The sequence below is a fragment of the Magnetococcales bacterium genome, from assembly GCA_015231175.1.
Lineage (GTDB): Bacteria > Pseudomonadota > Magnetococcia > Magnetococcales > DC0425bin3 > HA3dbin3.
Genome location: JADGBZ010000001.1, coordinates 1 through 23,513, shown reverse-complemented (window position 1 = coordinate 23,513; position 23,513 = coordinate 1). Strand labels below are relative to the sequence as shown.

21 protein-coding genes are annotated in these 23,513 nt (G+C 57.5%); 9 read left to right on the top strand and 12 right to left on the bottom strand.

Annotation, left to right across the window (positions count from 1 at the left end; all coding sequences use genetic code 11):
- Window positions 1–59 precede the first annotated feature (59 nt).
- Window positions 60–812 carry an RsmE family RNA methyltransferase gene (locus tag HQL63_00105; protein MBF0175240.1) on the bottom strand — a complete coding sequence of 251 codons (753 nt, stop codon included), beginning with the start codon at window positions 810–812 and terminating at the stop codon, window positions 60–62.
- A complete protein-coding gene (locus HQL63_00100; GenBank protein ID MBF0175239.1) occupies window positions 812–1,552 on the bottom strand; it encodes an RNA methyltransferase in 741 nt (246 codons plus the stop codon). Before HQL63_00100 ends, HQL63_00105 begins: the two co-directional genes overlap by 1 nt.
- 212 nt (window positions 1,553–1,764) lie before the next feature.
- On the opposite strand from HQL63_00100, the gene HQL63_00095 reads away from it, so the two are divergent.
- Together HQL63_00095 and HQL63_00090 are read left to right on the top strand one after the other, a co-directional pair.
- Window positions 1,765–3,549 (top strand): diguanylate cyclase, encoded by a 1,785-nt coding sequence (locus HQL63_00095; protein ID MBF0175238.1) that lies wholly within the window; start codon window positions 1,765–1,767, stop codon window positions 3,547–3,549.
- Window positions 3,550–3,606: 57 nt separating this feature from the next.
- Complete coding sequence (locus tag HQL63_00090; GenBank protein ID MBF0175237.1) at window positions 3,607–5,313, top strand: EAL domain-containing protein; 1,707 nt, start codon at window positions 3,607–3,609, stop codon at window positions 5,311–5,313.
- Between the two features lie 4 nt (window positions 5,314–5,317).
- On the opposite strand, the gene HQL63_00085 is transcribed toward HQL63_00090, so the two are convergent.
- Window positions 5,318–5,722, bottom strand: a complete 405-nt coding sequence (locus HQL63_00085; protein ID MBF0175236.1) for a hypothetical protein — start codon at window positions 5,720–5,722, stop codon at window positions 5,318–5,320.
- On the opposite strand from HQL63_00085, the gene HQL63_00080 reads away from it, so the two are divergent.
- Window positions 5,721–6,821, top strand: a complete 1,101-nt coding sequence (locus tag HQL63_00080) for an aminopeptidase (GenBank protein MBF0175235.1) — start codon at window positions 5,721–5,723, stop codon at window positions 6,819–6,821. The genes HQL63_00085 and HQL63_00080 overlap by 2 nt on opposite strands.
- 11 nt (window positions 6,822–6,832) lie before the next feature.
- The gene (locus tag HQL63_00075) at window positions 6,833–7,468 is read left to right on the top strand and encodes an alpha/beta hydrolase (protein MBF0175234.1); all 636 of its coding nucleotides are present in this window, start codon (window positions 6,833–6,835) and stop codon (window positions 7,466–7,468) included.
- An 8-nt stretch (window positions 7,469–7,476) separates the two neighbouring features.
- Here HQL63_00075 and HQL63_00070 read toward each other — a convergent pair whose 3' ends face one another.
- The 3 genes from HQL63_00070 to HQL63_00060 form a co-directional block, all read right to left on the bottom strand.
- Entirely contained in the window at window positions 7,477–8,382 is a 906-nt protein-coding gene (locus HQL63_00070) for an RNA polymerase factor sigma-32 (protein ID MBF0175233.1), read from the bottom strand.
- A 127-nt stretch (window positions 8,383–8,509) separates the two neighbouring features.
- Window positions 8,510–9,733 (bottom strand): hypothetical protein, encoded by a 1,224-nt coding sequence (locus HQL63_00065; protein ID MBF0175232.1) that lies wholly within the window; start codon window positions 9,731–9,733, stop codon window positions 8,510–8,512.
- Between the two features lie 76 nt (window positions 9,734–9,809).
- Window positions 9,810–10,055 (bottom strand): hypothetical protein, encoded by a 246-nt coding sequence (locus HQL63_00060; protein MBF0175231.1) that lies wholly within the window; start codon window positions 10,053–10,055, stop codon window positions 9,810–9,812.
- A gap of 325 nt (window positions 10,056–10,380) precedes the next feature.
- Between HQL63_00060 and HQL63_00055 the strand changes: the two genes are divergently transcribed.
- From HQL63_00055 to HQL63_00045, 3 genes are all read left to right on the top strand, one after another.
- Window positions 10,381–11,226 (top strand): alpha/beta fold hydrolase, encoded by an 846-nt coding sequence (locus HQL63_00055; protein MBF0175230.1) that lies wholly within the window; start codon window positions 10,381–10,383, stop codon window positions 11,224–11,226.
- Window positions 11,227–11,357: 131 nt separating this feature from the next.
- Window positions 11,358–12,089: a hypothetical protein gene (locus HQL63_00050; protein ID MBF0175229.1), complete on the top strand. Its 732-nt coding sequence runs from the start codon at window positions 11,358–11,360 to the stop codon at window positions 12,087–12,089.
- 119 nt (window positions 12,090–12,208) lie between these two features.
- Window positions 12,209–13,084: a chemotaxis protein CheX gene (locus HQL63_00045; GenBank protein ID MBF0175228.1), complete on the top strand. Its 876-nt coding sequence runs from the start codon at window positions 12,209–12,211 to the stop codon at window positions 13,082–13,084.
- Window positions 13,085–13,161: 77 nt separating this feature from the next.
- On the opposite strand, the gene HQL63_00040 is transcribed toward HQL63_00045, so the two are convergent.
- The 4 genes from HQL63_00040 to map all read right to left on the bottom strand — a co-directional run bounded on the left by HQL63_00040 (window position 13,162) and on the right by map (window position 19,190).
- Window positions 13,162–14,058 carry an SWIM zinc finger family protein gene (locus tag HQL63_00040; protein ID MBF0175227.1) on the bottom strand — a complete coding sequence of 299 codons (897 nt, stop codon included), beginning with the start codon at window positions 14,056–14,058 and terminating at the stop codon, window positions 13,162–13,164.
- Window positions 14,058–17,162, bottom strand: a complete 3,105-nt coding sequence (locus tag HQL63_00035) for a DEAD/DEAH box helicase (GenBank protein ID MBF0175226.1) — start codon at window positions 17,160–17,162, stop codon at window positions 14,058–14,060. The genes HQL63_00040 and HQL63_00035 overlap by 1 nt, the downstream gene beginning before the upstream one ends.
- A 376-nt stretch (window positions 17,163–17,538) precedes the next feature.
- Entirely contained in the window at window positions 17,539–18,219 is a 681-nt protein-coding gene (locus HQL63_00030) for a ferredoxin (GenBank protein MBF0175225.1), read from the bottom strand.
- Window positions 18,220–18,440: 221 nt separating this feature from the next.
- Complete coding sequence (gene map, locus HQL63_00025) at window positions 18,441–19,190, bottom strand: type I methionyl aminopeptidase (GenBank protein ID MBF0175224.1); 750 nt, start codon at window positions 19,188–19,190, stop codon at window positions 18,441–18,443.
- A gap of 328 nt (window positions 19,191–19,518) precedes the next feature.
- Between map and HQL63_00020 the strand changes: the two genes are divergently transcribed.
- Complete coding sequence (locus tag HQL63_00020) at window positions 19,519–20,295, top strand: 7-cyano-7-deazaguanine synthase (GenBank protein MBF0175223.1); 777 nt, start codon at window positions 19,519–19,521, stop codon at window positions 20,293–20,295.
- Between the two features lie 277 nt (window positions 20,296–20,572).
- Window positions 20,573–20,959, top strand: a complete 387-nt coding sequence (locus HQL63_00015) for a hypothetical protein (GenBank protein MBF0175222.1) — start codon at window positions 20,573–20,575, stop codon at window positions 20,957–20,959.
- A 380-nt stretch (window positions 20,960–21,339) separates the two neighbouring features.
- On the opposite strand, the gene HQL63_00010 is transcribed toward HQL63_00015, so the two are convergent.
- Both HQL63_00010 and HQL63_00005 read right to left on the bottom strand, forming a co-directional pair.
- Complete coding sequence (locus HQL63_00010; protein ID MBF0175221.1) at window positions 21,340–21,450, bottom strand: hypothetical protein; 111 nt, start codon at window positions 21,448–21,450, stop codon at window positions 21,340–21,342.
- Between the two features lie 84 nt (window positions 21,451–21,534).
- Window positions 21,535–23,319: an FkbM family methyltransferase gene (locus tag HQL63_00005; GenBank protein ID MBF0175220.1), complete on the bottom strand. Its 1,785-nt coding sequence runs from the start codon at window positions 23,317–23,319 to the stop codon at window positions 21,535–21,537.
- Window positions 23,320–23,513 lie beyond the last annotated feature (194 nt).

Below are 23,513 nucleotides of genomic sequence, written 5' to 3'. Positions count from 1 at the left end.
TCCTTCACCCTGCGCCGACACCTGGCTGAAAGCATTGTCTTGCAAAATCCCGCCATACTCTACAAATCTTCTCCCGGAGTAAAGGTTCCATCGGCAGCCGCCAACACGGCCAAGGCCGCCATGCCGGCAGTTTCGGTGCGCAACACTCTGCTCCCCACGCTGACAACGATGCCTCCAAACGACTGAATATATTTTCGTTCTTGATCGCTCCACCCCCCTTCCGGCCCTACAAGAAGGGTCAAGGGCCTGTTTACCAGAGCCGGCGCCAGGGCAAAAAGGGGTTGCCGCTTACCCACGACATCCATGCACAACAGAGCTTCGTTGGGCAGAAGGGTGTCGGCCATACCCGCCAGTGGAGTGGGGGGAAGCAGCTCGGGCAGAATCGCACGCCGGCATTGGATGGCAGCCTTTCGAACGACGCGCACCCAGGTGTTGGCTTTGTCCTGGTGATGCGACGGACCCCCCGAGGTTGCCGACGAACGCTCGGACACAACAGGCTGGATATCCGTGACCCCCAGTTCCACAGCCTTTTGCAACACCCAGAGCATGCGTTCACGATCCGGTATGGCCTGTGCCAGCCGCCGGCGTTGGCGGGGCTCCAGAGTGGTCGGCACGATGGTGAAAGGCCGCACACCCTGTCCCGGTCCCAGAAAACGCGCACGATACAGAGTGCCCTCGGGATCGACTACGGTCAGGATATCGCCCGGTCGCGGCGCCCAACGGGACAAGATCGCTTCCATGCCCGGCGCCAAGCTCACCCCTTCTTCCAGATGCCTGGGAACCTGGCCCATACGCAGCATTCTCGCCTGCATCAGGGATCCTGCCCCCTGGGGGGGCGTCCAATCTCGTTGATGATGCCCCGCATGATGGCCACTTCGCGACGATCCATGGCAGCGCGGTGAAAAATGGCTTTGATGCTGCCCATCAGATGGCCTTTTTGTTGGGGTTTGAGAAAATCCACAGCCCGCAACGCCTGCTCCAGGTGATGAAACATGTGTTCCATCTCCTCCGCTCCTGCGCGAGGAGTCTGGCTGGTCAGGTCAGCGGCGAAGGAGTGACCCCGGTCACGTCCCAACATGATCTCGTAACCCAGGATCAACACGGCCTGAGCCAGGTTCAGGGAACCATGCGTGCCGGAGGTCGGAATATTGCATATCCAGTCGGCCCGCTCCACGTCCCTGGTCTCCAGTCCGGTGCGCTCGGTCCCGAACAGCAGACCCACACGTGTCTCGGGCCTGGCCAGGATCTCAGGGAGGCGCACCCCCAACTCTCGGGGCGTCACCACCACCTGGCGCTGACCTCGGGTGCGGTTGGTGGTTGCCACCACAAAGTTGCGATCGGCCAGGGCCGCATCCAATGTGGAAAAAATCTGACTCTCTTCCAAAATCCAGGCCGCGCCCACGGCAAACTCCACGGCGTCAGGGTGGGGAAACTCGCGCGGGTTGACAAGACGCAACCGGTGCAAGCCCATGTTGGCCATGGCCCGGGCACAAGCGCCAATGTTGCCCGGATGGGCGGGGCGATCCAGGATGACAACGACCGTTTCTTCCATGTACGCATTCCGCGATCACAAAACTCAAAGTGACAGGCGAGGTAACCATGTGAGCAACTTACCAACATTGACACCGACGTACAACGTCGTCCCGCACCACCTCCCTTTCCCGGTAAGCCGTGGAAAACCGTGCGTCTCGCCAGGATGTACACGCATAAAATATTTATATATGAAAATATAATAAGATAATGATGGATTCTAAAATTCCAAAAATGATACAATGTCAATGTTGCGTCAAGAATCGTGACGCGGGGTCAAACAAGGTTGCCGTTTCTCTGCACAAACTTGGCAGCGAGGGGAGCGATATGGTGGGAGAGAGTCGGTTGGTGTCAAGGGAAAGGCACAGGATTTCCTTTTGGAGCGGCGTTGTCCTGTTTGTGGCAGCATTGTTGGTCGTTGTCTCCATCTCCGCCCAGTTCCATATCGACCCCTCCTCGGCGCATCTTCTCAGTATCTTGGGGGTGTTCGGCGGCGTAGTAGCCTTCTTGTCCGGGCTCCTTTTTTTGGAGAAAAGATCAGCAAAATTAAATGAAATCAATGAATTTTGTGATGATCTGACTGCGGCGTATGTCCGTCTGGACAGCCAGTTGAAGGCAAGCCGTTCGCTCCCGCTCTTTGTCCGGGACGCCATCGTTTCCTGCGACAACCAGGGGTTTGTCAACTTTTGGAACCAGAGCGCCGCCGATCTTTTTGGATATTCGGAGCAGGATGTTTTGCACAAGTCCATCGAGATGCTGATGCCGGAACGGTTTCGGGAGGCGTTCCACCAACGGTTCAACGAGATCCAATCAAGCCAAAATGCCTTGATCGGCGGCAAAATCCTGGAATTTTTGGCCCTGCATAAAGATGGTCACGAAATTCCTGTCGAGATGTCCCTTTCCGGTTGGCGCACCGAAGGGGAGCAATTTTTCGTTGCCGTCATTCGGGATATCACGCTGCGCAAACATCATGAAGCTTCCGCCGAGCGCGTCCAGCAGTCCCGTGTCGCCATCAGCGAACTCCTGCAAATCGCTCTGGAGCCCATCTCTCTCCACGAGCAGTTGGAACGGGCCTTGGATGTCATCCTCTCCGTCCCCTGGTTGACCATCGAAGCCAAGGGTTCCATATTCTTGTACGATGACAGCACCAAAACCTTGGAGATGACCGTCGAGCGCAATCTTTCCAAGCCTCTGTTGACCGCTTGCGCCCGCCTGCCCCTGGGATTTTGTCTTTGCGGTCGGGCGGCCCAGACGCAGGAGATCGTCTACTCAAGCGATCTGGATCACCGGCACGATGTTACCTTTGACGGGATCAAGCCGCACGGTCATTACTGTGTGCCCATTCTCTCCCAGGACAAGCTCTTGGGGGTGGTCAACATGTATCTGGCGCACAACCACATCCGGGATCCCGAAGAGACCGATTTTCTCTGGGCCATCGCCAACACCCTGGCCGGGGTCATCGAGCGCAAGACCGTCGAGGATCGTCTGGCCCACCTCGCCAACCACGACACCTTGACCGGTCTCCCCAATCGTAAACTCTTCATGGAGCGGCTTGGCCACGACCTGACCCGGGCCCGGCGCATGGGGTCGTACCTGGCCGTCATGTTTCTCGATTTGGACAGGTTCAAAGAGGTCAATGACTCGCTCGGTCATGAGGTTGGCGATGCCTTGTTGGTTGAAGTCACCGGGCGTTTGCAGGCCTGCCTGCGCGAATCCGACACCGTGGCACGGTTGGGCGGCGACGAATTCACCGTCATCCTGACCGTTCTTTCCAAGCCTGACGGCGCCGTCAGGGTGGCCAGAAAAATCATCAAGGCTTTGCATAAACCATTCTATCCGCTCGGTAAGGAGTGCCAAATCGGCGTCAGCATCGGCATCAGCTACAACGCCCTGCGCGAAGACAACCCGGAGACCTTGATTCGCAAGGCCGACACTGCCATGTACGCAGTCAAACGGGGGGGAAAAAATAATTTTAGAATATTTGACGACGCCATGGAGTTTGTGGACAAAAAGGATTAGGATCCACGAGAATCGCGGACGTACTCGACACGTTTTTAAACTCCCTGGGCACGAGGCATGATCCATACCCTGTTCCCTCTTGCCATCGTTGAGCAGCTTTTCGCACATACCGTGGAAGGGATACTGGTCATGGATCCCGGCGGGACGGTGTTGGCCGTCAATGAGGGGTATGCGAGCATGACCGGGGAGTCGCGTGACGCCATCCTCGGCCATCCGGCCCGTCTGTTTCGCAATCCTGACGAACTCGATTGCTCGCCTTTGGCCATCCTGGATGAGGTCAAAATGCGGGGTCAATGGCACGGGGTCATCTGGAACCGGCGCCGGAGTGGCGCTGCCTACCAGGAGTCCATGACGCTCGTCGCCCTGCGTGATGCCCGAAACGAAATAACGCACATCGTCGCCATTTGCCTGGATACCTCCCTGATGGGCGGGGAGAGATCGGAATCCCGGACCCGCGCCAACCATGACCACCTCACGGACCTCCCCAACCGCCTGCTGTTCACCGACCGTCTGGAGCAGGTGCTGAATCACGCCCAACGCTCCGGTGAGCAGGTCGTGCTGCTTTTTTTCTCCCTGGACTCCTTTAAAAAAGTCAACGAAAGCCTGGGACACGAGATCGGGGATCGGGTTTTGAAGCAGGTGGCCGAACGTATGCGCAGTGTCATCCGCAAGGATGATACTCTGGGTCGGTTGAGCGGCGACGAGTTCGCCATCATATTTCGCAACGCCCGACAATTGCAAAGCGCGATCACCATCGCCCAAAAAGTGCAGTCCGTGCTGCTTCCCCCCATCCTGGCAAAGGGCCATGAGCTGACTGTGACCGCCAGCGTCGGTCTGTCGGTTTTCCCCATGGATGGCTCGGATGCCACGACGTTGATTCGCAATGCCAATCTGGCCCTGACCCGAGCCAAGCAGGCCGGCAAGAACAACTTTATGTTTTTTACCTCATCCATGGCGACGCAAGCCACCAAAAGGTTGATTCTGGAAAACAGTTTACGAAAAGCGCTGGAAAACCAGGAGTTTGTTGTCCATTATCAACCCAAGGTCGATGTCGGAAGTGGCGTCGTGACAGGCATGGAGGCCCTGATCCGTTGGAATCAGCCCGGCATGGGCATGGTTCCTCCCGGTGATTTCATCGCCATTGCCGAGGAGAGTGGCCTGATCGTGCCCATGGGGCAGTGGGTTTTGGAGACAGCCTGCCGTCAGAACAAGGCCTGGATCGATGCCGGGTTGGGACCGCTCCGCGTGGCCATCAACCTCTCCGCCCGGCAGTTTCAGGTGGGGCAGTTGAACAACACCATCAGGAAAGTTCTTGAGACAACCGGGCTTGCACCCACTGACCTGGAGCTGGAGATCACCGAAAGCCTGATGATGGCCGACATCAAGGAGTCGATCATCACCTTGCGCGAGTTGAGCAACATGGGGTTGAGCATCGCCGTGGATGACTTCGGTACGGGGTACTCCTCTCTCTCCTATTTGCGCCAATTCCCTGTCAATACCATCAAGATTGACCGTTCGTTCGTATCGACCCTGACCGAGAGTTCAGGCGATACGCCCATTGTCCGCGCCATCCTTTCCATGGCCAGAAGCCTCAACCTCTATTCGGTTGCCGAAGGGGTGGAAACAGTCGAACAACTTCGGATCCTCGCCGATCTTGGCTGTGATGCCTACCAGGGTTACCATTTCAGTCGGCCTATCCCACCGGAGGAGTTTGCCGCCCTGGTGGCCCGTTCGCGGAAAAAACCAAAAGCTGAAGGGTGGTGAATTGCTACATTTCAGCCACATTTTGCACGGCATAACGAAACCGTTCCGGCTTGCCGGACCTGACGACGCAACGGGCTTTCAGGTCCATGGCCACAAACTGCACAGGTGTGCCAAAACGAAAATGGGGTGTTGGATCAACGCTCGGCACCCGGCGCAAATCCAAGGCAGGGGCCTGCGCACCGGAAAGCACAAGATGATCGTAACTGTTCAGAAGGACGCATAAGTCATTGGCATCCTGCTTGTCCCAGGCGAGAATATCCCGCAGAATGTCGTCGGTCGATCGGACTGCGGCTGGTGGGTTTTGTGAGGCATCGTCCCGTGGAAACATGACCGGACGCAATCTTGCGGGCAGCCGGATGCTTGCGGTTTTGGATAGACGCAACAGGGTTGAAAAAATATGGTTCGACATGCCATCACCTTTCAAGATTCGGGCTGGAAAAATATCTTTCGTTTGTACGACTCTGTTGGCTGCCGGGTTGCTGCTTACGGGGTGCGACATGGCTCACTACTATTTGCAGGCGGTTGGTGGCGAACTGGATCTCCTCTCCCGGCGGCGATCCATCTCTGACCTTCTGGCTGACCCGGTCACACCCAAGCCGCTACGTCAACGCCTCTCCCTGGCGGAAAAAGCAGTCAAGTTTGCGGTAACCGATCTCGCCCTTGCCCCCTCTGGATCTTTCCAAAGCTATGCCGATTTGTCACGGCCTTATGCCGTTTGGGCCGTTTATGCCACTCCGGCCTATGCGTTTGATCCAGTCACATGGTGTTTTCCCGTGGCTGGTTGCATGAGTTACCGGGGCTATTTTTCACCGGATGATGCCCATCGTTCTGCCGAGGTTTTGGCGCACGAGGGTATGGATACCTACGTCACGGGCGCTCCAGCCTTTTCCACCCTGGGTTGGTTTGACGACCCCCTGCTCAACACCTTCATCGATTGGCCCGAGCCTTGGCTGATTGGACTGATCTTTCATGAGTTGGCCCATGCCACTCTGTATGTTTCCGGCGACACGACGTTCAACGAATCCTATGCCGAAGCGGTCAGTCGGATCGGGGTCGAACTGTGGCTGCAACAGAGCGGTCAGACCAAACTTTTAGAAAAATACCGGCGTTATCATCAACAGCGCGATGCCTGTCTGAACTTGATTCAAAAGAGCCGTGCTTTGTTGGCCGTGGTTTATGCATCGCGGCGCACCCCTGCCGAGTTGTTGGCCGTCAAGACGCACATTCTCAAGGCCACCCGCCGTACCTACCATCGTATGGCAGCCAACTGGGGAGGAGGGGCTGCATGTGACTCCTGGTTCCCGCCCCATTTGAACAACGCCCATTTGGTCGCCTTGACCACCTACAGCCAATGGATCCCCTCTTTGCTTGCCCTCATGGCGCAGGAGGGTGGGGCCATAACCCAATTTCACCAATCCGCACGCTCCCTGGGAGAACTCCCCCCGCCCTTGCGCCAGGAACAGTTGCGTCAATGGCTTCATCCTGCATCCCCCCCTGCTGCTTTCTGAGGAGAGCACCCGTGCCGAAACGCCCCTGTGTCGTCCTGGTGCATGGCCTCTGGATGAGTGGCTGGGAGATGGGGTTGTTGCGCTATCGGCTGCACCGGGCTGGTTTTCGCACCCTGCGCTTCAGTTACCCGACCCGCAGCGCAACCGTTGCTGAAAATGCGGCGCTGCTGCATGGTTTTTTGCAACGTTATACCTGTACCGGAGGGCTCCATCTGGTCGGGCACAGCCTGGGAGGATTGGTCATTCTGCGCTTCCTGCATGATCACCCCGAGTGGCCCGTGGGCCGGAGCATCGCCTTGGGGTCACCTTTTCAGGGCAGCCGGGCAGCGGCGCAACTCTCCCGGCATACCCCGACCCGCTGGCTTTTGGGACGCAGCATGCCGGAAGGGCTGGATGGTCAAGGCATGCGCACCACGCCGCCACGGCGGGCCTTTGGTTGCGTCGCAGGGAATCGCGCCATCGGCCTGGGTCTGATCCTGGGTCTGATTCGACCCGAACCGGACAACGATGGCGTGGTGGAGGTGGCCGAAACCACTTTGGAGGGGCCACATTTTCGCACGTGCCACCCTTGCGGTCATCTGGGCCTGGTATTCTCCCGCAGGGTCGCCGAGGATGTGATCCGATTTCTCAAGGAAGGCGACTCATGAAATTTGTATCAGACCGACTCCATCACCAGCCGCACATCGTCCGGGGCGCTGGTAAAAAACGCCCGCAATTTTTTCATGGCCCGGCTTTCCAACTGGCGGACCCGTTCCCGGCTGATCGAGAGCCGGGCGCCGATCTCCTCCAGGGTGGCGGGACGCTCAGACATGATACGCTCCTCCACCACCTGCCGCTCCCGGGCATCCAACCGCTCCAGGCCTTGCTGAATCATGGCGGCCAGGAGGCGTTGTTTTTCCTTGGAAAGGGCCATGCTCTCCTGGTTGGGGCGTTGGTCGGGGATCAAATCCTGCACCTCTCCGCTGGCATCGTCCAGCAGAGGGCGATTCAATGATGCGTCGCCGCAGGCCAGACGGCTGTCCATCTCCAGGATGGTCGCGGCATCGGTCTGGAACCGGATGGCTAACTCTTCGGCCTCCTCCCTGGTCAGTGGAGCGGAACTCTCCTTGCTTTGGCGCAGTTTGAAAAAAAGGCGGCGCTTGACCTGGGTGGTGGCCACCTTGACCATGCTCCAGGCCCGGAGGATATATTCGTGGATGGCAGCGCGAATCCACCACAAGGCATAAGTGGCCAGACGCGCCCCACGATGCGGATCGAAACGTTTGACGGCATGCATCAAGCCCAGGGTTCCTTCCTGGACCAGTTCGGCCAACTGCACCCGATAACCGAGATACTCCCGGGCGGTGCTGACCACCAGACGCAGGTGTGACCACACAAGCTTATGAGCGGCATCCAGATCTCTCTCCTGCCGGTAACGGGATACCAGTTCGGTCTCCTCTTCAGGGGAGAGAATGGGGGCCAGATGCACACGACGCAGAAAACTCTGGAAACCCGCACCATGATCGATGACAGTCAACGCCTGGGCTGGATCATGCCGCTCGATGAGATACTGGTCGTCCATATCGTCTCCTCTTTCTCTTCTACTCTCCCGGAAAGGTTTCCATGCTGCTTCACTCAACTAATAAGATGGCAACGCGACGAAAAAGTGCAAGCCCCCGACGAAAAAAAAATTGTGACTGAGCCGGGTGTCATGGTAGCGCCAGGGGCAGAGATCCGGAAGAGAGGGTATAGGGGGAGTTCTGCGCCTGGTGCAGGGCCTCTTGCAGCAGATGTTTTCCTTGGGGGTTGGATGCCGTTTGCAGCACAGCTTCATAGAACAATTTGTAGAAATGGTCCGGTTCCACGCGGATTTGCCACGCCAGGGCGGTGGCTTGGGGGTGTCGCGGCTGGTGATACACAAACATTTTTTGGCCATCAGGTGGAATACGGGTATCGAATCGTTCCTCGGTCAGGTCCAGGGTTACATCGCGTCCGATGATCATCTCCTGCCGGGTTCCCGCCAGCGTGGTGTTGGCCAGGTCTTGTTGCCACGCCTCCACGACCACCCGGGGTGTGACGTAGGTGGGGAAGTAGTGTCCGACGCCTGTATTCCGGATCAGGATGTGGAGAGCCGTTTCACCGGGAGAGGCTGGCTGTGGGTCGGCATGGATGGCCAGACCGGAACGTACCATTTCCGGATCATGGATCCCGCGCCACAGGTGGCGGCGATCCGGCATGTGACAAGTTTGGCAGGGTTTCCCTTCCCGGGCGTGGCGGCTTTGTCGCCACTCCTGGAAGGTGTTTTCCAGCAGTTTGCCGTTGAGCGCAGGGTCATCGGCAGCGAACTGGTGGCAGGTGGCACAAAAACGGGCATCTTCGTAGGCTGGCTCAGCCGTCCAGCCGCCATGGGGTTGGAGTGTCGGTGGCGTGGTGGAGGGGGTGCGGGCCGGGGGGCCATAGTAGCGGTGTTGCCGGACATGACAGCCGGCACAGGTCAGGCCATCGTTCTCTCTGCCAAGTGTTTCATCTTTGTTGGCGATGGCGGTGGCCACGGTTTCCGCTTGTTCCGCCAGGGGGGCGTGACAACGCAGGCAGGCCTGGTGATCCTCCAGCGCCGTGGCAGACATATCCAGGAGTTGCCCGAGAAGGCCCGGGCTGATGGCGTGACGGTGGAGGCTTGCCTGCCAATCGGTGTGTTGAGATGCGTGGCAGAGGGCGCAGCCAACTGGATTCAGGTTGGTTTCGGCAGCAGCGTCGTGCGCGGGAGGAGAGCCCTGAGGCGGGACGGGGCGGCGCCAATGACGGGCGAGGAAAAGCTGGGTGGCCTCCGCGCCATCCGCAACGCAACCCTGATCCAGGACCGGGACGCAAAAAAACAACAACCAAGCCACGACAGAAAGGACGACACTCCGGTTGCTTGTTCCTGTGCGCATTTGACCATCTTGCCAGGAGAAATCCCTCCCCCGGTGAGGGGGGAAGGGAAAACGAAGATCTTGTGTGGAAGGAAGATCAGTGCGTGGCAGGGGCAGCAGGCGCTTTGGTATCTTCTTTCTCTTTTTTGGCCTTGGCGGCATCATGCGTTTTGGCAGTGTGGGCCTTGGCATCGTGCTTCTTGGCGTCTTTCTTGGCAGCGCAAGGATTCTTGGGGGCGCAAGGATTATGGGCGGATTCCCCGGCCTGGGCAGAGGCGGTGCCAAGGGTGAAAGCGACCGCACCAGCCAACAACGCCATTTTGACCATACCGTTCAGTTTCATGCATATCTCCCATCGAGTTGAGTTCAGTTCGAGGCGTTGACGCCTTGTCGGATCAAAAACCGGATTTGGTGCAGCCTGGGCACCCATGGTATGATCCCGCCCCCGGTCTGCCCATGAGACACCTGGAGCTCGGAATGGTTCACGCATGGAAAACAAATTCTCTGGTTGCGCAAATTTTTTCGACAGGGCGCCGGATGGTTACAAAATGGGAATGAAAGCAATGAAAGCAACGATTCATCCGTGGTATCCTGGGACAGGGGGGGAGTGTGGGTGCTGCACGCGATGAGTGCCAGTCGGGTCATTGGGTCAGATGAAGGAAACATGCATGGAGCGACAAGCAAGCCGGTCACCGTTCAAAAACCATGTCACGGCGGTAGGCAAGGGGTTCCCTTTGCTCTGTTTGCCCGGGTTTGGGAGCGCCAGTTGGGTTTTTGCCAAAATGGCGGAAAATCTCTCCGGGGCATTCGAGGTGATCATGCCGGATAATCGAGGGATGGGGCGTTCACCACCCAGCCCCGGACCTTATGCCATGGCCGACCTGGCGCAGGACGCATTGCAGGTCATGGATGATCTGGGCCACGAACGGTTCGGGGTGATCGGACTCAGCATGGGTGGCTTCATTGCCCAGATTCTGACCCTGGCTGCGCCAGAACGGGTTGCGGCGTTGGCCTTGTTGTGTACCACCTCCAGTGGGCCCGAGTTTGAGACGCACTTTCCCTTGATGCCGGAAGATCAATTGCGCGCCATCTACACCCTCGACCCTCTGGCCCGGGCCCGTTTGGCGCTGGATGCCTCCCTGGTGCCATTCCTGCATCAACGCTATCAGACCATCTATGACTACATGATTCAGATGCGCACCAGCCTGCCGGAAAATCCGGCGGAGGTATTTTTGCAATACAGTGCCGTGGCGAACTTCATGAAACATCCTCTCCCGTTGGAGGAGATCCGTTGTCCGGTGTTGGTGATGTCCGGCGACAAGGATATTTTGGTGCCACCGGAAAATGCGCACCTTCTGGTCAAAAAAATTTCCGGCGCCACATTGCACTTCATTCCGGAAACGGACCACCTCTTTTTTCTGGAAAAGGCTTCTGATGTAGCGCATTTGTTGGGGGAATTTTTTCAGGATGCCAGGCGTTCCTCTCCTGGCGGTCAAGCGCCTGCCTCGCCATGATGCCCCGGAGAGGGGATGGCCCAGGGGGCGGTTCGAGCAGCCGTGCGGCCAGGTTGACCCGCCGGGTATGGATGGCGGTGGCCGTGCTGATGGGCTGGGTGGGTTATCCCTCTCCGCTCCAGGCGGATAGCATGATTTTGGTTCACGGCTACTTCAGCGATGGCAATGCCTGGGAACAAAATGGGGTGACGGCGACTCTACAGCATGCAGGTTGGTGGAATGGGGGAGGGATTTCGACACGGGGAGGCGCGTTGCAGGAGCGGATCTTGCGCCCATCCCCGGGTCGTTCGGCCTTCTATCGGGCCGATCTTCCCTCCGAAGCCTCCATGGAGCTGCAAGCCAGGTTGCTGGAAAGCATCGTTCTGCGGGTTTTTGCCCTGCATCCAGGCGAAAAACGTATTCTGGTGGGGCATTCGGCTGGTGGGGTGGTGGCCCGTCTGCTCATGGTGACCCGTCCGAATCTGGGGATTCAGGTGCTCGTCACGATTGCTGCGCCACACCTGGGAAGCGACAAGGCGGAGGATGCCTTGCTGGTCGGCAGTACCCCTCTGGGGATGGTTGCCCCCCTGTTTGGCGCCGACACCCTGAACCGTTCCCGGCATCTCTATGCCGAATTGGTCAGGGAGCGGCCCGGCAATTTTTTGTTTCGTCTCAATCGTCAAAAACATCCACGCGCCAGGTATGTGTCCGTGGTCCGGAAGGGGGGGGGCGTCTTGTTCGGGGACATGACTGTTCCGGCCTGGAGCCAGGACATGCGCAACGTGGCTGCGTTGCAGGGGCAGGCAGAGACCATCGCCGTCGATGCGGGGGGACATGCGCTGGGGCCGATCGATGGCCGTACCCTGGTCCGTATTTTGCGCTGAGGGCTTTTGGCATGCTGACCTCATTTGTAACTGCCCAGGGAGTCTTTCCGTAACCCATTCAGCGCCCGGCTACGCATCGGGGTCAAGGAAAGCCTGATTTTTCTGCGAGGGGGGATACCATGGAGAAACGCAAACATACGCGCGTTCCTGTGCAGGTGACGGCTGAGTTGGAGTTGCCACAGGGTGTTGTCGTTCGGACGCAATCCGTCAATTTTTCCGTGGCCGGGGCTGGTCTGGAAAACGTACCCGTCGATGTGGCGTTCGTTGGTTGTCGCAGCCAGCTTCGACTGTTCCTGAGTATGGGGACAGAGGCGTTACAGGAGCATTCCCACATCATCCAGTTTCAGGCCCAGGTCGTTCGTCAGGATGGTCGCGGCATCGGGATTCGTCTGCTGGATGCGGATATCGAGCGGTTTACGGCATTTCGGGATCTGTTGCTGAAATATGCGACGCATCCCGAAAAAATTCTTGAAGAGATCAAAAAGAGCGCCCTTATTTCGGGCGATGTGGTGGAGGTCGTTATTTTGCGGGAGCAATTGTCCCAGTTTGTCAGGGATGGGGTTCACAACATTTTTGGCAGCATGATGCGTTTGCAACCGGTTTTGGAGCAAACCATTCTGCATCCTGTACTGGAGCCTGTCGTTGCCCCGCAACCGCAAGTGGCCGCTTTGATTGGATTCAATGGCGCCATCGATGGGGGTGTCATTCTGGCCACCTCTTTTTCCCTCTCCACCCGGTTGGCCATGGACCTGGCGGGCCGCCCTGTCGAAGAGTTCAATGTGGAGGCCATGGATGCCTTTGGCGAACTGGCCAACATGATGGCCGGCGAAGTTCAAACCGGCTTGTCCACATTTTATGAGCAGATCAACCTGACCCCTCCGACCATCATCTCCGGCAACAGTTTCAGGTTGGACCATAAGCGGGAACTGCACCGCGTCATGCAGGTTTTTCGGGTGGAAGAGGATTTTTTCACTGTGGAGTGCTTCTTTTCCTGATGCGGGGTGTCACTTTTTTTTGGGTGCGGATGTTGTCATTGGGGTGTCGCGCCCCGCTCCGGTCCTGATGCGGGGTGTCACTTTTTTTTGGGTGCGGATGTTGTCATTGGGGTGTCGCACCCCGCTCCGGCCAGAAGGGACAGGCCCAACACGGCGGCGTAGGGGTAGACCGGCTCAAGCTCTTCCAGAAGCGGTGTCTTGCCGCGCCAGAAAGGCAGGGAGCCCAGCCGTTTCAACAGGGCCGCATGAACCGGGGGCAGGGTAGCCTCGCCGAACAGGTCGCCTGGAACCGGTTTGCCGCGCCAGAAAGGCGCCATCTCCGAAGGGAGTGGGTTGGCAGGATGCGTCGGGTTTGGCGCCTGGGTTTGGCTGGACTCCCGCATGCCACCCAGTTGACGCAACAGGGTCTCCCGGTCCATGCCCCGAATGTGGAATATCAGGAAGGGGTCGGCGTCGAAGGCCTCGCCCAGCAGATAGAAGACAGCGGCGACGTGCTTGCAGGGGTTTGACCAATCCGGGCAGGAGCACTTGGTCATCAAATCGCGGGGATCGTCCGGGAACAGGGAGAGTCCGGCGGCAAGGAATACCTTCTCGATGTCCTCGGGCATGTCGCCGGCCAGCAGGCGGGCGGCATAGCGGGCCTGACCGGAGAGGGTCTTGGTCAGTCTTGCCCAATCCCCGGTGGAGAGCCGGCGCAGGCGAATCATGACATCGTAGGGTTGGTGGCGGGAACCCTGGACCGTGGAGAGAACTTCCCCCGGCGCAACGTCGATGGAGAGAACCTGCCCATTGCGGGCATAGTTTTGTCCTCGGACCAGCCGGGAGCCGAGGGAGAAACGTTCCAGGGTTTCGTTCCAGCGTTTGGCCCACCAGTTTTTGCCAAAGTCGTTCCCCTTGGACGCAGCCCTGATGCCACCTACGGCAGGGAGGGGGACCGATTTTCTGAACCATTCACGTTGCCAGCGGCGGGCCATTATGTCTCCTCCACTCCCAGGGCTTCCTGACGCAGGGCGAACAACTCCTGCAACTGATCCGTCGACATTTCGGTGATCCAATTCTCGCCGACGCCGAGGACATCCTCGGCGGTGCTTTTTTTACGCTCGATCATGTCGTCGATTTTTTCTTCCAGGGTGCCGGCGCAAAGAAACTTGTGGACCTGGACGCTGCGCACCTGACCGATGCGGAAGGCCCGGTCCGTGGCCTGGTTTTCCACCGCAGGGTTCCACCACCGGTCAAAGTGGAATACATGGTTGGCCTGAGTCAGGTTGAGGCCGGTTCCCCCGGCCTTGAGGGAGAGGATGAACAGGGAGGGGGATCCCGAGGCGGTCTGAAAACGCTCCACCATGGTATCCCGATCCCTTTTTTTGATGGCGCCGTGCAGAAAGAGCACCTCATGACCAAAGCGCTCCTCCAGGTGTGCCTTGAGCAGGGTGCCCATAGTGGCGAACTGGGTGAAGATCAGGGCTTTCTCCTGTACGCCCAACACCTCTTCCAGCATCTCTTCCAACCGGGCCACTTTGCCGGAACGTCCGGAGATGGTCGAGTGGTCCTTCATGAACTGTGCCGGGTGGTTGCACACCTGTTTCAATTTGGACAACGTCCCCAGGATCAGACCCTTGCGCTGAATGCCGGTGGCCTCTTTCAATTGGCGGGTCATGTCTTCAAGGACGGCGCTGTAGAGGGATGCCTGTTCCCGGGTCAGGTTGCAAAACACCTTCATTTCCATTTTTTCCGGCAGATCCGGCACAATCTCCCGGTCGGTTTTGAGCCGGCGCAGGATAAAGGGGCTGGTGATGCGTTTGAGCCGTTGCGTGGCCAGAGGGTCACGACCGGCCTGGATGGGCAACAGAAAGGCATCCCGGAAAGAGGCCTGGGTTCCCAGAAGGCCCGCATTTAAAAATTCCATGATGGCCCAAAGGTCGCCGACGTTGTTTTCCACAGGGGTACCGGTCATGGCAAGACGGAACCCGGCGGGGAGAGAGCGGGCAACCTGGGCCTGTTTGGTGTCGGGATTTTTGATGTTCTGCGCCTCATCCAGGATGATGCCATACCAGGATATCTCCCGGAGGGAGTCGATATCCCGGGGCAACAGGCTGTAGCTGGAGAGGACGATGGCGTGATTTTGCACCTCCTCGCGCAGGGCTTCTCCCCGTTTGCGTGAGGTGCCGTGGTGGACCATGACCGGCAGATCGGGTGTAAAACGTTTGGCCTCGCGCTGCCAGTTGCCGATCACGGAGGTGGGACAGACCAAAAGCACGGGTTTGCGGTTGCCGGCTTCCCATTGGCGGGCGATCAGAGCCAGGGCCTGAATGGTCTTGCCCAGGCCCATATCGTCGGCCAGGCAGGCGCCAAACCCGATGCCGACCAGAAAATCCAGCCAGGCGAACCCCCGTTGCTGGTAGGGACGCAACGCCCCGTGAAAGCCTTCGGGGGGCGGGGGAAGTTCCAGAGGACGACCACCGACCAGCTTCTCCAGCAAATCCCCGATCCAACCGGTGGCCGTGACCCCGGCCATGGGGATGGATGCCGAAATATCTTCGGCGCCGATGGCCAACCGGACGATATCCCGGATCTTGACCTCTCCCCCTTCGCGTTGCAGCAAAAATTGATGAGCCTGCTGAATATCACGGTTGTCGACCAAAACCCACTGCCCCCGCACCCGGACCAGATGGGATTTCATGCGGGCCAGATCGCGCAGCTCCTCGAAGGTGATCTCTTCCCCCCCCAGGGCCACATTCCACTGGAAATGGACCAGATCGTCCATGGAGATGCCGCTGGTTCCGGGCCAGGAAGGGCTGTCGACCTGAGCGCGGATCTCCAGGCGGGAGCTGGTGCCTGCCCGGGACCACCAGGCCGGCAGAAAAATGCCGAAGCCGTTCTCCTCCAGCAGGCAGGCCGTTTCCATGAGGAACTTGAGCGCCCCCTCGACATCAAGTTCGTAGCCGGTAGGGGCATCGTAGCGCAAACTCTCTTCGATCAGTGAGTCCAGACGCGCAGCATCTCCCAGGGCGGCCAGGAGGTAGGCCCGCACGTCAAAATCAGTGGTGCCGAACAGGGCTTTGGTTTGGCGTTTGCTCACATGCCAAGCCCGTTCGACAGGGATCAACAGGGAGGGATCGGAGACGGAGCGGAGCAGATAATTGACCCGCCACGGCGAGGCATCATCGCCCGGTTCGTCGAGGCGAAAACAGAGGCGGAAAGGGGCGTTGGTGGTGATGGTGACCGGCAACAGCCAGCGGCGCACCTGCTCGGCAAAGTTTTCCAGATCTGTTTTGGGGGCCTTCAAAAGAATGTTGGGGGTTCGCAAGGCATACAGCCACCGGTCGTGGGTGGTGGGGTGTTGGGGCAGCTTGCGCCGGACTCCACGCGACTCCCGAAGTGTGGCGATGCGCAACAGGTGATCCACCGACCAGCGGACAAAACCATCCAGGGTGTGGATGGGGGCCACGGCGGGTTGGTGTCCGCTATCGAAGGTGAAGGCCCGGGCGGATGCGGGCATGGCATCGGCCAGATCGCGCAGGCGGATGGCATCGATTTCGGTGAGGCAGGGGAGCCATCGTGCGGCTGACTCTTCGCCCTCTCTGACAAGTCCGGGGAGGAACCGCTCCCGTGCCACCAGGGAGTTGGCCAGCCGGAATGCGGTGACCCAGTACATCAGGTCATCGCCGATGACGATGCCGGGAGCCAGCATCTCTTTGTTCATGCACCGGCAGAGGAGTTGCAGGGTCTCCTCGGGGTTCATGGCAAAGGCGGTGACTGTCCAGGGGGCCAGAACCACGATCGCGTCGTCGGATGGGGATGCTGCAATCATGCCGCTGGAGGCCAGAGGCTTCTCATGACTGGTTGGCAGCCATATTTCGACCCATCCAGAGCGGTTTTTGTCGATGGGGATGGCCAGGCCAACCTTGTCAAAGCTTCGGCGCAACCCTTCACGGCCCCCATCGAAAGGAGAAGGGGGCGAAGCCGCTCCCTGGGTCGACCCTGGTGGACGTCTTTTTTTTCCGGAGGTGACGGGCGGTGGCGTCTCTCCCCAGAGGAGAAAATGCCCTTCAAGAAAGCCGGCATGCAGTATGATCATAGAGGCATACGATGGGTCATAGTGGAAAAATACGACAACATAACCAAGGTAGAACATTTCAAGTCGAAATTCACGATGACACGGTGATGTTTTGTCGCGGTTGTTGTCAATGTTCTGGTAAAATCATGGAAACATTTCATGGCTGCTTGATCTTTAGCGGGGATTGAACCCTGAAATCAGGATGTCCGGTCCAGGATTGTTGTGATTGCCTTTTTCAAGAAAAGCTTGAACATGGAAGCCTTTATCAGGGCTTCGCCCCGCACCCCATCAGGACGCTGCCTAAGGCCCTGCCAGGGAGCCGGCCCCCTGGACCCCGATGCGTGACCGGGTGCTGAATCGTTACGGTTACGAAACCATAACCAGTTTGAAACCATTTTCAACCAGAAAGCGAGTCCAAAAAGGCCCGCATATGAAACTGGATCTGTGCGGGCGGATAAACCGCATCCAGACCCACGGGGCAGGCATGGCGGGCGAGGCACCCCATGCTCAGACAAAAACGGCCTGTCTCTGTGGTCAAATGCTGCCGGCACGGCTCCACCTGATAGGCGGAACCAGTAAAGGCCTGCACGGGGCACGCCCGGAGGCAAGGTCGCCCATGACATCCAGGACATGGATGCGGGCGATCAAAGCTGCCCCGCAGGGGTTCCCAGGCTTCGGCAAAGAGGAGTGCCCCCCTGTAGGCATGCCACAGTCCAAAATGCGGATGCACGAGGATGCCCAGGGGCGAATCGTACACACTCTCTGCCCGGCGCGCCCAGGAAGGAAACGGCAAAAAGGGGGGGCCTGTAAAGGGAAAACAAACACCACATGCAAATTTTGTTGCGATCTGTTCCAGGACGCGACGTGTCCAGGTGTCGAATGGGTGTTGGGGACTCTTTGCCTCCGGGGATGCGCTGAATGGATTCCAGGCAGATCCGCCGGTGTTGCCCACGAGAACGACCGTTGCTGGTTGTCGTTCCTCCCCTGTCAGGAGGATTTCACCCGGATGGGGGGAAAACCAACCCCGCAGGCACAGGCCATGGGGGGTGAGGCTTTCCTGAAGTTGATGTGGATCCATGGTTTGGTACGACCCAGCCCTAGTGGCTCAACCGTGTTGATTTGATGTGCAGGCAAGCCATGAATCGGGGTCCAGGGGGCTGGCTCCCTGGCGGGTCCAGGGCAGCGCCCTGGTGGGGTTCGGGGCGAAGCCCTGACAAAGGCTTTCATTTCCAAGCTTTTCTTGAAAGAGTGCGGAATAGTCACGAAAAGTGAACACTTCAAATCATGTCGGTTGAGCCACTAGCTGTCCAGGGTCAAAGTTTCCACACCATCGGCGGTCACCAGGACGGTATGTTCAAACTGGGCCGACAGGGAGTGATCCTTGGTGACCACCGTCCATTTGTCCGGCAACAGTTTGATGGTGGAGCGGCCCAGGTTGATCATGGGTTCGATGGTAAAAATCATGCCTTCCCGCAGGATGGGGCCCTCGCCCAGCGTACCGTAATGGAGGACGGCGGGTTCTTCGTGGAAGGAACGACCGATGCCATGTCCGCAATATTCGCGGACGACAGAACACCGTTGCGATTTGGCGTATGCTTCGATGGCAGCGCCGATATCTCCCAGGTGCGCACCGGGCCGAACCGCCTTGATGCCCAGATCCAGGCACTCCCGTGCCACCTGAATGATCTTCGCCGCTTTGGCGCCGATGGCGCCGACTGGAAAAGTCCGGCTCGTGTCGCCATGAAATCCGTCCAGAAAGGTGGTGATATCGACATTGACGATATCACCCTCCCGCAAAACCCGCTCATTGGGAATGCCATGACACACCTGCTGATTGATCGAGGTGCAGATGGATTTTGGAAAGCCGCGATAGTTCAGCGGTGAAGGCGTTGCCCCGTGCCGAATGATGAATTCGTGGCACATATCGTTGAGTTCATTGGTGGTGATATCCGGGCGGACGTGCCTCTCGATCATGTTCAAGGTCTTGGCGGCCAAACGGCAGGTGGCTCGCATGGCGGCAATCTCTTCGGGGGTTTTGATTTTGATCATGAACAGGTTCTCTTTTTACACAAACCTGGCAGTCCGACCGGGGGTGTCCATAAGCACAAGGCAGGCAAAATCGTTTGGTTTGGGAGTTTCGCGTCACGCATCCGAACGGACGGTACCACACTCACCTGCACCTCAGCCATGGTGAACGAGAGGGCGTTCTTGATAGGGATTCGGAAGGAAGCGGGATGTTTCTTGATGGATGCGTCACCAAAAATAACCAAAGAGAAAAAAAGTATTGACATGCGTTGTGTCATCAGACAGACTGAGCGGTGTGCAGGGTGTGGTTGGGTCACGACTTGCGATGGTTTAGCTTGGCTGGAGGCTTTGTGTGAGAGAGATGCAAGCGTCATGGCGGGGCAACAAGAAGGATTTCCGGCCAAAAGTCGGCAAGGCCCTGGTCATTTTGTCCGGGGGCGAAAACAGCACGGTTGCCCTCTTCTGGGCGATGGAACGCTTCGCCGTGGTTTCGGCTATCACCTTCAATCATGACCAATACAACAGCATGCAGCTGAAAAGTGCCTGTAAAATTGCAGAGATGTTACAGATCAACCATGAGGTTGTCCCGCTGGGAGCCTTGCTGTCAGGATTTTCGCCCGCCACCATCCCGGGCAAAGAGAAGGGGGTACATGCGGGTCAGAGCAGCGAGATGGTGTGTCCGGGAAAAAAATTTATCCCAGGAAAACACCTTGCTTTTTTTTCCATTGCGGCCAACAGGGCAAGGGTTATGGGGTGTACGCATCTGGTCATGGGCGCCGGTCGGGAAAACTTTTTGGGGTATCCGGAGTTTCAGGCGGATTTCATGCAGAGCATGGCCAACACGCTTCATTCTTGTTTGGGACGTAAGATCAAGATCCATGCCCCGCTTTTGCATCTGGACAAGGCCGGCGCCTTGTTGTTTGGCAGTCGCTTCCGTGGTTGCATTGCGGCCATGGCCCACACGCATGCCTGCTGCAACAACTCATTTCCACCCTGCAACCGCTGCCCGGCGTGTCTGCTGCGCAGTCGGGGGTTTGTGATGGCTGGATTGGAAGATCCTTTGATGCGGGATAAGGGACGCCATGCGGCCCATTTTTACGGCGGGAAAACAAAATACGACAATATCTGAAAAAACCCTTGACAAGATTCCATTGGTTTATATAACTGGCCAAGTCCCGGTCGTGGCGCGGAAAACTTTGGAGTCGCCGCGCCATGACCAGGGTGAACCACCCGCACGCCAATGCGGATAGCCCAACACGAAACATGTTCGATCTGACAGGGTCGCCATCGTCATGGCAACTGGGTTTCTGGTTCACCCCCAAAACAGCAAAGACTCCGCACACGCAAGGGGTGTATCATGGCAAGCGACAGGAAAGATGGACCATGTTGGACCGGTCACCGCAAGGATGGCTCACCGTTATCCATCATCTCCCCCGCGTAACAACCCGGCATGGAAACCTTATGTTGGATTCTCAAGTGTTTTCCATTGCGGCTACGAAGGATACCTTGAATCGCATCATCCAACCCCAGAAAATCCCATAGCAGAATGTTTTTACGATGAGAAGGGCAAGCTGGTTGATGATCATCACCCGTATGCCGGATGTCGGGGGAGTGCCGATCAATATCCGGCATCGGATCTCAAGCACACCACTGAGGATCGGGGTGGCATAGCCGAAGTAGGTCTGCCAGCCTTCAAAGAACCAGTTAAACACTTTTTAGATGAGGTGGATGCTACCTTGAAACAGAATCAACGAAAAATAGAGTTAATAGAGCGATATAATAGAAAAAAATAAAATTCTGAAACTTGCGCGGAGACGGGGATGCTTCCCCATCTCCAACGAGCGGTTTATAAAAAAATGCACATCGCATTTTTGACAATAAGTTGAGATAAAATGTGAAAAATTCTATCGTAGTGGGCTTGTTGATGGCATTTATTTTTTTGTAATTTATTTTTTTCTCATATTTTTATTGTCAGATTTGTTTCATAATCACAATTCTGCTGATATTAATAATAAAATCCTTGCATTTCTTGGCTTTGTTTTCTGGGTTCCGCAACTGTTGTATTCCATTCCAATCATGAAGATGCTTTCAAAGAAACAGCTTGCGAGAACGCTTCTTGGTTTTAAAATATTTTTCATTCTTTCATTAATATTTAATATTTATATATGGATCTTTATTCTTCCGTATGCGTAGTGTTGCACGCAGTTCGGAAAGGGGGCTGCTTTCCAAATCGCACAGCCTCCAAACTCCCACATTGGGGACACCGCACGTCCACTGTGGCCATATGACCCTCCTTGGTGACATGAAAATCCTGCGCGGATCTTACCGGATAAACCAAGATGGGACACTGCCACCCAAACTGTAGTCGTTATGTTGCGACGCTGCCCATGGACAACTCTTCCAGCCTGATTCTGCCTCGCGTGGCGGCGTTCTGCCACGGCTCATCCGGGTGCAAAACCTCGACCAGTTCGAGATTGTCGGCTAGGCCGAAGGTATCTTCGGTCACGCACAGCAGGTTGATTTCAGGTCGATCCACCCGTTCAAAAATGTTGGTGGCGTTGCCGTAATAGTTGTGGGGGTTGTAATAGGGCACCAGATGCCAGAAACAGCGGTAACCGAACAGCTGGAGCGTGCGGATCAACGAGGCTGAGTTTTCTGGTACGTTGTTTTCGACGAAGAGAACCGGGTGGTCGCGTTGGATCAGACGTTCCCCGCCCCGCAACACGCGCTCCTCCATGCCTTCGACATCCATTTTGATCAAACGGATCCGGGGCAGGTTGCAACCATCCAGAGTCTGGACCGGCACGGGTTCGCCTGTGGCGTTGTTCTCCAGGTAAAAATTGGCAAAATTTCCGCCCTGGATGAAGTCGGGAAGCGGCACCAGGGCCTCACCGCTCTTGTCGGAGAGACCGGCCTGGTGGGCGTGAATGTTGATCAGGCCGTTCAGCACGGCATTGGCACACAGCATCTGGAAGGCGCTGCGTTGCGGCTCGAAAGCGTGGACCGAACCGGAACTCCCAACGGCCTTGGCGAAGGGGATGGTGTGGGTGCCGATATTGGCTCCGGCGTCAATGGCGTGGTCCCCGGGCTTGAGGAAGGGGAGAAGAAGAATCAACTCCTCGTCGGCCCACTCCCCATAGGCGGCCAGGGATTGACCAACCACCAGATCCGCCTTGTGGTAGGCCATGCTGCCCCGTTCGGTGCGGGCGATGGCCATGAAATCGTTTTGATGAATGGTGCGAATCTGTTTTTCAAACGTGGGGTTGGCAAAGGCAATGACCCTTTGCAGAAGGTTGACCTGAACCATCTCCGGCCACCGCATCCGGGAGCCCTCGGGGATGACAAGCGGATCCTGCACGAGGCGTTTGGTGGGATCTTCAGCAAACTTTTCGCCGATGTAGGCGGCCATGAAGCGCGCCTTTTCGGTGCTGGAGATGGTAAAGTTGTGGCCAAAATAGCGGGCAAAGTTGCGCCAATGGTGACACTCGGTCCGGTTAAGCTCGGATTTTTGGGAAAGCGCCCAGGAACCGATCAGGGCTTTTGCGACCAACTGCTCGTCGGAGCGGACGGGAAAATGGGCCAGTTTGACGCCAACGAGCGGGTGATAAATGCACTCTTGATGATCGATCATGGCGCTATGGTTGCCGATGCCCATGGCAAAGCCATCTTTCAGGATGATCGCCGGGGGCAGGACAGCCTTGTAGGTGTCATGCTCCACGGCGTAGTGGTTGCGGATGCGCAGGCGGGGATCGGGCTCGGCATGGGGATCCTCCGCAGTCGGAATGTAGTTAAGCCAGCCGATGTAGCCAACCTGGCCGGGGGGCACCGCTTGCAGCGCGTGTTCCAGGGTGGCCCGGTCAGGGGTCAAAAATTCATCCGCATCAAGGAGTAGGATGAAGTCCGCCGTGTCCATGTTGCAGATTTTGCGCGCCAGGTAGGTGACGAAGGTCTCTTGCCGGTGGTCGTTGTAGTCAAAGCTGCTGACGACAATGTTGTCGATCTCTTGCTGCACGCGGTTGATGATGGTCATCGTGGTGTCGCAACTATCGTTGTCAATGAGGTAGAGCCGGTCCAGAAACGTCATGTTGTGTCGTAGAAAAACCTCAATGATGTCCGACTCGTTCTTGACGATGGCGATGCCGATCAGTCGCATGGCTCTTACCCTCCCTGGCAGGTTTTCCCACAATTCCCGCGCAGGGTACCCCTCCGGCTGGTGGAAGGCAATGGCCTCGAACGGGACATGTTTTTCTTCCGGCAACTATTCGCCACCCGGCAACGAATCGGGGTCCAGAGGGTTGGCTCCCTGGCAGGTCCAGGACAGAGTCCTGGTGGGGTTCGGGGCGAAGC